The organism is Cyanobium sp. BA20m-p-22 (genome assembly GCF_024346275.1).
Lineage (GTDB): Bacteria > Cyanobacteriota > Cyanobacteriia > PCC-6307 > Cyanobiaceae > Cyanobium_A.
On record NZ_JAGQCQ010000145.1, the window covers coordinates 1 to 8,799 of the forward strand.

At 63.9% G+C, this 8,799-nt stretch carries 13 protein-coding genes; 4 read left to right on the forward strand and 9 right to left on the reverse strand.

Features of this window, described 5'->3' with window-relative positions:
- Positions 1-343: 343 nt before the first annotated feature.
- The 6 genes from KBZ15_RS12790 to KBZ15_RS12815 all read right to left on the reverse strand — a co-directional run bounded on the left by KBZ15_RS12790 (position 344) and on the right by KBZ15_RS12815 (position 3,210).
- Positions 344-1,267 (reverse strand): AEC family transporter, encoded by a 924-nt coding sequence (locus tag KBZ15_RS12790; RefSeq protein ID WP_255015575.1) that lies wholly within the window; start codon positions 1,265-1,267, stop codon positions 344-346.
- An 85-nt stretch (positions 1,268-1,352) separates the two neighbouring features.
- Positions 1,353-1,475 carry a hypothetical protein gene (locus KBZ15_RS12795; protein ID WP_255015576.1) on the reverse strand — a complete coding sequence of 41 codons (123 nt, stop codon included), beginning with the start codon at positions 1,473-1,475 and terminating at the stop codon, positions 1,353-1,355.
- Between the two features lie 121 nt (positions 1,476-1,596).
- Entirely contained in the window at positions 1,597-2,019 is a 423-nt protein-coding gene (locus tag KBZ15_RS12800) for a type II toxin-antitoxin system VapC family toxin (protein ID WP_255015577.1), read from the reverse strand.
- Positions 2,016-2,282 carry a FitA-like ribbon-helix-helix domain-containing protein gene (locus KBZ15_RS12805; RefSeq protein ID WP_255015578.1) on the reverse strand — a complete coding sequence of 89 codons (267 nt, stop codon included), beginning with the start codon at positions 2,280-2,282 and terminating at the stop codon, positions 2,016-2,018. Before KBZ15_RS12805 ends, KBZ15_RS12800 begins: the two co-directional genes overlap by 4 nt.
- 143 nt (positions 2,283-2,425) lie before the next feature.
- Positions 2,426-2,626: a hypothetical protein gene (locus tag KBZ15_RS12810; protein ID WP_255015579.1), complete on the reverse strand. Its 201-nt coding sequence runs from the start codon at positions 2,624-2,626 to the stop codon at positions 2,426-2,428.
- Positions 2,627-2,787: 161 nt separating this feature from the next.
- Complete coding sequence (locus tag KBZ15_RS12815) at positions 2,788-3,210, reverse strand: type II toxin-antitoxin system VapC family toxin (RefSeq protein WP_255015580.1); 423 nt, start codon at positions 3,208-3,210, stop codon at positions 2,788-2,790.
- 110 nt (positions 3,211-3,320) lie between these two features.
- Between KBZ15_RS12815 and KBZ15_RS12820 the strand changes: the two genes are divergently transcribed.
- On the forward strand, positions 3,321-4,403 hold the full coding sequence (locus tag KBZ15_RS12820) for an aldo/keto reductase (protein WP_315859888.1): 1,083 nt from the start codon (positions 3,321-3,323) through the stop codon (positions 4,401-4,403).
- 77 nt (positions 4,404-4,480) lie between these two features.
- Here the strand turns inward: KBZ15_RS12820 and KBZ15_RS12825 are convergent, their stop codons facing one another.
- The 3 genes from KBZ15_RS12825 to KBZ15_RS12835 form a co-directional block, all read right to left on the reverse strand.
- Positions 4,481-4,840 carry a type II toxin-antitoxin system VapC family toxin gene (locus KBZ15_RS12825; protein WP_255015582.1) on the reverse strand — a complete coding sequence of 120 codons (360 nt, stop codon included), beginning with the start codon at positions 4,838-4,840 and terminating at the stop codon, positions 4,481-4,483.
- Positions 4,840-5,088, reverse strand: a complete 249-nt coding sequence (locus KBZ15_RS12830) for a ribbon-helix-helix domain-containing protein (RefSeq protein ID WP_255015583.1) — start codon at positions 5,086-5,088, stop codon at positions 4,840-4,842. Before KBZ15_RS12830 ends, KBZ15_RS12825 begins: the two co-directional genes overlap by 1 nt.
- A gap of 254 nt (positions 5,089-5,342) precedes the next feature.
- Entirely contained in the window at positions 5,343-6,332 is a 990-nt protein-coding gene (locus KBZ15_RS12835) for a hypothetical protein (protein WP_255015584.1), read from the reverse strand.
- A gap of 214 nt (positions 6,333-6,546) precedes the next feature.
- On the opposite strand from KBZ15_RS12835, the gene KBZ15_RS12840 reads away from it, so the two are divergent.
- The 3 genes from KBZ15_RS12840 to KBZ15_RS12850 all read left to right on the forward strand — a co-directional run.
- Positions 6,547-7,278, forward strand: coding sequence for a hypothetical protein (locus tag KBZ15_RS12840; protein ID WP_255015585.1), 732 nt, complete (start codon positions 6,547-6,549; stop codon positions 7,276-7,278).
- A gap of 105 nt (positions 7,279-7,383) precedes the next feature.
- Positions 7,384-8,493: an efflux RND transporter periplasmic adaptor subunit gene (locus tag KBZ15_RS12845; RefSeq protein WP_255015586.1), complete on the forward strand. Its 1,110-nt coding sequence runs from the start codon at positions 7,384-7,386 to the stop codon at positions 8,491-8,493.
- Positions 8,490-8,799 (forward strand): efflux RND transporter permease subunit (locus KBZ15_RS12850; RefSeq protein WP_255015587.1); only part of this gene is annotated, 310 nt, incomplete at its 3' end. The genes KBZ15_RS12845 and KBZ15_RS12850, both read left to right, overlap by 4 nt.

The following is an 8,799-nucleotide window of genomic DNA, read 5'->3' on the forward strand; positions in this document are numbered from 1 at the left end:
GGCCATGAACATTCCCAGCACGATGCCAGGGAGGCTACCGATCTCAGGGCAGCGCGAGAGCTGGGGTGTCGTTGGATAGCTGCTTAAAAGGATCCCGGCCGCTGCTCCTCCGGCTAGTAGCACCCATTTCGCTTGTTTCCAGCTCATTTGACAGGCCAATCCTCGAAGTCATGTGTCATGAAGGCATCATCCAATAGGTAGGGACAGCCACGCACCGTGTTGGCGGCGGATGTGGCCGCTATGCTCGCTCCAGCTTCAGGGCTCCACGGCTCGAGCCGTCTGTAGATCGGGCCGGCCGGCCAGGCACACGGGGATGAACTCGGTTGCGTAGCTGAAGGCCGGATCAACCGAACAGCCAGCCATTGAGCAGCGGGATCGTCACGAACGACGCGGCGGTGTTGATCAGGATGCAGACCGCCAGACGCTCCACATCCAGACCGACCCGATCGGCGATCACGAAGGTGAGCAGCTGGGTGGGCATGGCCCCCTCCAGCACCACGGCCTGTAGGTATGGCTGCTGCAGGCCGATCCAGCTGGCTGCGGCTAACACCACCAGCGGTGACACCAGTAACTTGATGGCACTGGCCAGCAGCAGAGGCAATGGTTGGTGGATGCGGCGGTAGCGCAGCCCCATGCCGAGCGACAGCATCATCAACCCGGTGACGGTGTTACCGAGAATCCGCGTGGCTTCCATCAGAAAGCCCGGCACCGGCACGCCACTGGCGGTCCAGGACAGGGCCAGAACGATGGCCCAGAGCGCCGGCATCGTGGCCACGGCCCGGAAGGCCTGCCGCAGCACACCGCTGCGCGGCTTGCCGCTGAAGCTCTCGCCCAGGGCCACTCCCACGCTGAGATTGAGGGGTGTGGTGGCCACCTCGCTGAGGATGGCCACCTTCGCGACCTGCAGGGAGAGCGAAGGGAATAGCCCCTGCAGCACCGGCAGCCCCAGGTAGGTGACATTGCCGAAGGCGCTGGCGAGAATCAGGGCTCCCTTTTCTTCGGAACGCAGCCCCAGGGGGCGAAAGAGCAGCACCGCTAGAGCCAGGCAGCACGCCACGCTGATCCCCATTACCAGCGGGATCTGAACCATTTCGACTCCGGTCGGCACGCTGCAGATCACCCGGAACACCAGGGCCGGCAGAAACACATTCAGCACGAGCATGCCGATGGTTCTGCGCGCGGCCTCCACATCCAGATCAACAAACAGGTAGCGCAGCAGGCTGCCGACCAGCGCAATCAGTCCGAGGGCCAGCAGAACCTCAGTCATGCGGGGTGCTCATGCAGGTTGCTGCTGAGGGCTGCTGATCAGATGCAGTCACCTCTTAGTCACACAGAGCCAAGCAGAAATGACCTTAGGCGAAGCATTCGGCAAAGCTCCGCAAGATCGGCGTCCCCCATGCATCCCCATCGTGGATCGGGTGCAGCCCCAGCGGCGGCAATTCGTCGGCGAGGCCTTTCCCCGGCAGATGGGCCATCGCTGCTACTGCTGAGCGTGGCGGTGATGGCAACCTCTGCTCTCGGACTTGCAGGGCTGATGCCGCACGGAACTGCTGGCCCATTCGCGTGGTCGCCGTTGGATCGGGAATCGGGGGCAGATCAGGCCCAGTCCCAGGGATTGATCAACATCAAGCCGATCTCGGCGAAGTCGTGGACGTCTCGTGTGGCCAGAGGCACCCCATTGGCTAGGGCCGTGGCCGCGATCACCGCATCGGCTGTCGCCATCGGCTGCGCCAGCCGTTCGCGTCGCCGCAGTACTTCGGCGTACCAGTGGGCGGCTTCGCTGCTGAAGGGCCAGATCCGCCCGCTGAATAGCTCGGCCACCAGCGCCTCCCAGCTCAGTTGGAGTCGCAACTGACGTTGTCCAGCCGGTAGGCGGGCCAGGCCGTGGAGGATCTCGGCCTCGTTCATGGCTGTAATTGCCACCGCCTCGGGATCGAGACCATCGGCCCAGCCCAGCACCCCCGGGTTTGGCTTCGGCCGCATCAGCTCCGAGATGACATTGGTGTCGAGCAGGATCACCGAAAACCTTCCTGGCTGAACTGGGCTGGTGAGGGTAAGGAGGAACGATCAGGCAGGGCCAGCTCCACGCCGCCGAGCTGGGCGAAGTGGGCCTGAATGCGACGGCCCAGCCCCTTGCCGGCTCCGGTGGGCTGGGTGGCTTCGATGGCGGCACGGAGGATAGTTCGAGCTTCCTCCTCCATCGATCGCCCATGGCGGGCGGCCTGAACGCGCAGTTGCGCCTTGGTGTGCTCGTCGAGGTTGCGGATCGTGAGGGTGGCCATCGATGTCCTCCGCTTGCGTTGAAAGCATTGCTGTCAACGCTAAAACATCAGGGCGCCACGCGCGCCTCCAAGCTGGAGAGCGACCGTTGGCTAAAGCTGTAGGTGGCCTTCTCCACGCCGCCAGAGCCCCCAGAGCCATCGATTCAGGCGAACGGGATCAGGCAGGGGTGGTCAGCATTGGCGCTGGGCACCAGGTCGAGGCTGATCCGCTGATCGAAGCTGGAGAAACAGCTGCTCTGGCTCGCGGCCAGGGCCAGCAGGTAGGCATCGGTGATCTGGCGTGGGCCAAGCAGCCGGTCCACCAGGGCAGCCGGTTGTGCATTGGGGTAGGCCGGTTGGACCATGATCCGCACCACGCCGTTCTTGGTGATCGGCCAGGTGGCCCAGCCGTGCTCGAGTTGCCGCTCCAGCCAGCGGCTGGCGGGGCCGATGCAGCAGCTGATCGATCTGCTCGTTGGTCACCCCCTGCAGGCCCAGCTGAGGTTGGTGGCCAGGAGCAGCAGCCTCAACTCGGCGAGAGGCCAACGGAAAATGGATTCAGCAGAGGGATGTCAAACCGGCTGAAGTCGTTGAGGTTGTGCGTCACCACCGTGAGCTGATGCACCCGGGCGTTGGCGGCGATCACCGCGTTTTCATAGAGCGTGTCGGACTGGCGATGCATCAACTGGGCCCAGCAGCGGTAGGCGGGGCCATCCATCGCGAGGATGTTGAAGGTGTCGCACACCCGATTCAGCCACTGCTCAATCTCGGTCGCTTTGGTGGGGTCCTGGTCGCGGCTGAGCTCGATGCCGGCCTGGATTTCGCCGATGGTCACACTGGCGAGGTGAAGATCGGCATCGTTAACCACCTGGAGCCAGGCCAGCACGTCGCCATGGGGGCGCCGCTTGCGCAGTTCTGACATCACATTGGTATCGAGCAGGAAGGCCATAGATGCTCACCAGGGCCGAGGCCATGCCCGTGCCCGCATCGCCTACCCCATGGGCCAGCAGCGTGCGGCGCCGCAGCGGCGCTGGCTCTGCGTTGAGGTCGAATTGAAAGGTGTTCATCACCATTCCCGTCGTCGATGGCGCCGCTTGGCAGGCCAGGGTGTTTCGGGGCATGGGTGTTGGTGCTGAAGCCACGTTGGGCCGCCTACCTAAGATGCTGGTGGAGGTAATTCAGCCCATGCGCACCGCCACCTTCGCCAATGGCGACCCCATGCCCCTGCTGGGGCTGGGCACCTGGAAATCGGCTCCGGGTGAAGTGGGAGCCGCGGTGCGGGAAGCCATCCGGCTCGGCTACCGCCACATCGACTGTGCCAGCGTCTACGCCAACGAGCCGGAGGTGGGCGAGGCGATTCGTAGCGCCATCGAGGCCGGCGAGGTGAAGCGCGAGGAGCTGTGGATTACCTCCAAGCTCTGGTGCAACGCCCACGGGCGCGACAACGTGGAACCGGCCCTGCGCCGCACCCTCCAGGATCTGGGCCTGGAGTGGCTCGATTTGTACCTGATCCACTGGCCGGTGCCGATCAAACCGGGCGTTGCCTTTCCGACCAGCGGCGATGACCTGCTGCAACCAGAGCAGGTGCCGTTGGGATCCACCTGGGAGGGAATGGAAGCGGCCCTTGAGGCGGGCCTCACGCGCCATATCGGCGTGAGCAATTTTTCCAGCCGCAAGCTGCACCAGCTGCTGGCCCACTGCCGGATCCGGCCGGAGCTGAATCAGGTGGAACGGCACCCCCTGCTGCAACAACCAGCCCTGGTGGCCGACTGCGCGGCCGAGGGCGTTCACATCACCGCCTATTCACCGCTCGGCTCCCAGGACCGGCCCGCCGCCCTCAAGGCAGCCGGTGAACCGGTACTGCTGGAAAACCCGGTAATCGGCGCGATCGCCGCGGAGCATGGCTGCAGCCCGGCTCAGGTGCTGATCGGCTGGCAGCTGCAGAGCGGCATCTCCACCATTCCCAAGTCGGTGAGTCCAGCGCGGCTGCAGGAAAACCTGGCGGCAGCGGCGATCACACTCACGCCGGCCGATCTCGAGCGGATCGCCGCGCTGGATCAGCACCTCCGCCTGGTGGATGGATCGTTCTGGCTGAAGGACGGTAGCCCCTGGACTCTGCATACCCTCTGGGATGAGGCCTGATCCCGCAGGCGATCGATCGTGTCGTTGGTGACCACCGGGCCGCGTGCTCGGCAGCGCCCAGATCCGGGGGGAGCTGGTCAGAGGCTGTAGGGGTGCACCACATCGCCGAGGCTCAAGGGAAAATCGCGGCTGTTGCGGGTGGCCAGGGTGAGGCCATGGCAGGTGGCCGTTGCCAGGATGATCGCGTCGGGCACTTTGAGCCCGTGCCGCTGGCGTATCTGCACCGTTTCCCGGGCAATCGCCTGATCGAGCGCGATGCGAGGAAAGCTCTCCAGCCAGGGTTCGAGCCGCTCGGCTTCCCCATCCCGGCTACCCACAAGCACCTCGATCCAAGTAATCACGCTGATGGCGCTCTGGGGCTGTTGCTCCAGCCAGCGCAGGGCCGGCTCCTGTCCGCGCAACACGTCAATGAGAATGTTGGTATCCAGCAGCAGCATCAGCGGCTTGCCCACTCCTGGCGCAAGCTGTCCTCGATGGAGAGGGCGTCCTCGGGCCGGTCATGCCAGAGGCCGAAGACCTGGCGATGTTGTGGCTGTTGCTGCTGCAACCAGAGGCGCAACGCCTCCCGCATTGCCTCGGCGCGGGAAATCCCCCGCTGCCGGCAGTGGGCATCGAGCTGATCACGCTCTGGTTCCGGCAGATCCACGATCGTGCGCACGGTGATAACGCAATCTGAAAAAGGCACCGTAAGGCCGGTTGGCCAGAAGCATCAGCTCTGGCGAGCAAGCTCAGAGCAGGGGTGCCATTGGGCCCAGCAGATACGCACCACCTGACCAGCCGAGGCGCACTATCGCCACGCCAGCATCCTTCGGGAGGATGTTGAAGGTGTCGCGCACCCGATTCAGCCACTGCTCAATCTAGGCCGCTTTAGTAGAGTCCTGGTCGCGGCTGAGCTCGATGCCGGCCTGGATTTCGCAGCGGCCATCGCTGTTTAACTGATCACTCCCGGGGGTAGTGCAGCGTCACCGGTTCGGGGTTATCGATGTCGTAGTCGAGCAGATCAGCCGGCAGGCCCACCTGCGACTCGCGCGGGTACACGCTGAAATCCTCGATCCGCTTGAACAGCGGCAACAGCACCCGCGCCAGGGCGTTGGGGGCGCCATAGAAGAAAGAGTGGTGCCCGAGCAGGAATTCGGTGGTGCCCGCGCCCGCCGTCTGCTGCTGCCTGTGCAGAAAGGCGCGCAGCTGTTGCCGCTCATCGGGGCTGAGCTGCGGATGGGCGATCACGGCGAAGTCGCGGCCGGCCGCCACCAGGCCGGCGCGGCGCCAGTCGAGACTGGAGAGGGCGGTGATCAGGGAATGCCGCTCGGGCGCGAAATCGACGCAGGTGAGTTGCTGCTCCTCGATCGCCATCACCTGCTCCAGGTCGCGGCGTTGCAGCAGCTTCCATTTGTGGCGGGCGTCGTCGTGGACGACGATCGCCGCCAGCCGCACCCGCGCGTAGCGCTGCAGCAGGGCGCGGTTGGCGGCGCTGCGGGCCACGAAGGTGAACAGGAACTGGGAGCCGGTGCCGATGTAGTCGTCGAGAATCACCAGGGCCCGGCGTTGATTGGGCTCAGGCGGATTGGCCTGCAGGCCTTCGATGTTGTGAAAGCAGGTCACTGGCAGGCGGTTGGCCTTGCGATATAGGTAGGAGATCAGATCGCCGCTCTTGCACACGAAGGCGCGCGTGAAGTCGATGTCGCTGCAGCGCTCCACATCGAAGCCGTCCTCGGCCAGATCGACGCACAGGCGCTCATGCAGCAGCCGGCACTCGCGGATCAGCCGTGCCCAGCCGTGCATCTGCATGCACTCCAGCAGCCGCAGGGCGATCGGCTGATCGCCGGCGTCGAACTGCTCGATCCAGCGGCCGAGGGAGGGGCGGGTGATCTCGGCTTCGTTCCAGGTCTCGGCCAGGCCATCCAGACGGTGGGCGAGGGGGTTGCTCATCAGCTTTCTGCAACCCCTTGAGTCTGATGGTCCCAGTGGCTGACGATATCTAGGTTGAGGAAAGAGCCAGAGGCCCGGGTCGCCATGGGTTACCGCAGCACCTACACCACTCCAAGGGACGCAGCCGGCTTGCTGAGTCAAGCTGCTTGAGCTGATTGTTCGCTGCGACTAGGTTTAAGTCATTCAGATGCGCCCATCCCGAATGGTTGATGGGATGGATGCCATTACCAGATCCGCCAACAGGTCGCTGCGCCCCTTTCTGATCGCTCTGGTGGCGGCGGTGCTGCTCAATTTGGGGCTGCGGCTGCGCATCTTCGAGCATGTGCTCCGTGCCCATCAGAGTGCTCCTTGGCTAATGGGTGTAATTGCGCGCGGTTTGTTGGTGGTGTTTGCTGCGTTGCTGGTGGCGTTCTGGTGGCTGCTGCTGGTGCGCTTGCTCCCAGAATTTCGCCGGGGACTGGCGCCGAGCCGACGGCAACTGGCATCCCTGGTGTGGCTGGCCTCCGGTATGGCTGCGAACAATCTGCTCTCCGAGAATATCGCCATCTATAGGCTGAATCTGTCCTCCTACACGTTGCTGATAGATGCCTTGATGCTCTATCTCAGCATCAACCTGACCTTCCTATTCTGGTATTGGTTTGTCGATAATCCACCCCGGCGTCTGGGCGCTCTCTGGGAGCAGTCGGGGTCAGCCGCGTTGACCACGCCCTATGGCATCGTATTTCCAGAGGAAACACTTGAGCGTGATGTGTTGCGGTCGGATCGTTGGCAGCCTGAGTTCATGGATTATGCCTACTTCACAATTCTGAGCAGCAACTGTTTTGGTCCTCCGGAGGGGCACCTGCTAGTGGGTCGACCGATCAAGGTGTTGCACAGTGTGCACAGCCTCGCCATGATCACCGTATTCATTGTGATTCTAGCCAGGGCGATTAACACCCTCAATTGAGCCCCTCTATGGCGCCCGTTTGAGTAGGGCTCCTCCTGTGAGCGGATAACTTTGCTTGACCCAGCTGATTGCCGTCCCTAGGTTGAAGTGGTTTTGAAGCCCATCGTGCGCCGTTCAGTGCAGCCCAGGCATCCTGCTTCCCTCGTGCCGATGCTGGCGTTTCCGGTGCTTCCGGTGCTTTTGGCCACCCTTGTCGGCTGCGTCAAACCACCGCCACCGCCGCCACAGCCCACCTTTTCTCTGACCAGTCCGGCGCGCCAGGCCTTCACCGATCAGGCCACCTACCAGAGCACCCTCGAATCGATAGCCAACGTGCCGCTGGCCGCTGAGATCGACGGCCGCATGGTGGCGATGTCGATGCGCGAGGGCCAGATGGTGCGGCCGGGGGAGCTGCTGTTCCGGCTCGATCAAATTCAGCAGCAGGCCAGCCTGGCTGCCGATGCGGCGGAGGCCCGTAAGGATCGTTTCAATGCCGAGCGCTACATCTTTCTCAATGAGCAGGGCGCCGTCTCAACCAAGCAACGCGATGCCTATGTCACCCAAGCCATCTCCAGTGATGAGAAAGTTAGGGCGAGCTCAGCCACGCTGGCCTACAAGGATGTGAAGGCACCGATCGCCGGCATGGTGGGTGACATTCAGCACAAGCTGGGGGCGGTGGTGCGCCAGGGCGAAACCATCACTAACATCGTTGACAATCGCAGCCTCTGGGTGAGGTTGGATGTGCCCGGCGAGCTGGCCTATCGAGTACGGCTAGGCATGCCGGTGGAGCTGCAGGCGCCCGACAAGCCGGCGCTGAAGGCGATCGGCAAGGTGACATTTATCGCCCCGTCGCTCGATCGGCGCACCCAGACGCTGCTGGTGAAGGCCACCTTCGAGAACCCCGATGGCGCCCTGCGCGATCAGCAGCGCGTGCAGGCCAGCCTGCGCTTCGGCCGTGAGCAGAAGCTGGCGATTCCCCAGGCCGCGGTGTTGCTGCAGGCGGGGCAGACGTTTGTGTTCCGGGCGGTGCAGCCCGCTGAAGCCCAGCGCCTGATCGGCGCACCGATCACACCGGCCCCCTCGGCAGGTGCCCTGGTGGCGGTGCAGACGCCCGTGACCCTAGGCAGCCTGCAGGGAGGTCGCTTCGCCGTAATCAAAGGGCTTAGTTCCAGCGATGCAGTGGTTCTGGGCAATCTGGCCCAGCTGCGCAGCGGCATGGTGATCCCGCGGCGATGAGCCTTTCTGACACCTTCATCCGCCGGCCGGTGCTCAGCACCGTGTGCAGCATCCTGATCCTTATGGCCGGGGTGATCTCGCTGCCGCTGCTGCCGATCGAGAACCTGCCGAATATCGCGCCGCCCACAATCCAGGTGACGGCCAACCTGCCCGGGGCGGATGCGCTCACGGTGGAAAGTGCCGTAACCGGCCCGCTCGAGGAGCAGATAAATGGCGCTCCGGGGATGGATTACATCAGCTCCAACAGCACCAGCCAGGGCGTCAGCCAGATCAATGTGGTGTTCAAGGCCGGCACCGATGCCGATA

Excerpts from the sequence above, each read along its gene's own strand:
- KBZ15_RS12790 (WP_255015575.1), bottom strand. The coding sequence starts at position 1,267 with ATGACTGAGGTTCTGCTGGCCCTCGGACTGATTGCGCTGGTCGGCAGC.
- KBZ15_RS12795 (WP_255015576.1), bottom strand. The coding sequence starts at position 1,475 with ATGGCCCATCTGCCGGGGAAAGGCCTCGCCGACGAATTGCCGCCGCTG.
- KBZ15_RS12805 (WP_255015578.1), bottom strand. The coding sequence starts at position 2,282 with ATGGCCACCCTCACGATCCGCAACCTCGACGAGCACACCAAGGCGCAA.
- KBZ15_RS12810 (WP_255015579.1), bottom strand. The coding sequence starts at position 2,626 with ATGGTCCAACCGGCCTACCCCAATGCACAACCGGCTGCCCTGGTGGAC.
- KBZ15_RS12815 (WP_255015580.1), bottom strand. The coding sequence starts at position 3,210 with ATGGCCTTCCTGCTCGATACCAATGTGATGTCAGAACTGCGCAAGCGG.
- KBZ15_RS12825 (WP_255015582.1), bottom strand. The coding sequence starts at position 4,840 with ATGCTGCTGCTGGATACCAACATTCTCATTGACGTGTTGCGCGGACAG.
- KBZ15_RS12835 (WP_255015584.1), bottom strand. The coding sequence starts at position 6,332 with ATGAGCAACCCCCTCGCCCACCGTCTGGATGGCCTGGCCGAGACCTGG.
- KBZ15_RS12840 (WP_255015585.1), top strand. The coding sequence starts at position 6,547 with ATGGATGCCATTACCAGATCCGCCAACAGGTCGCTGCGCCCCTTTCTG.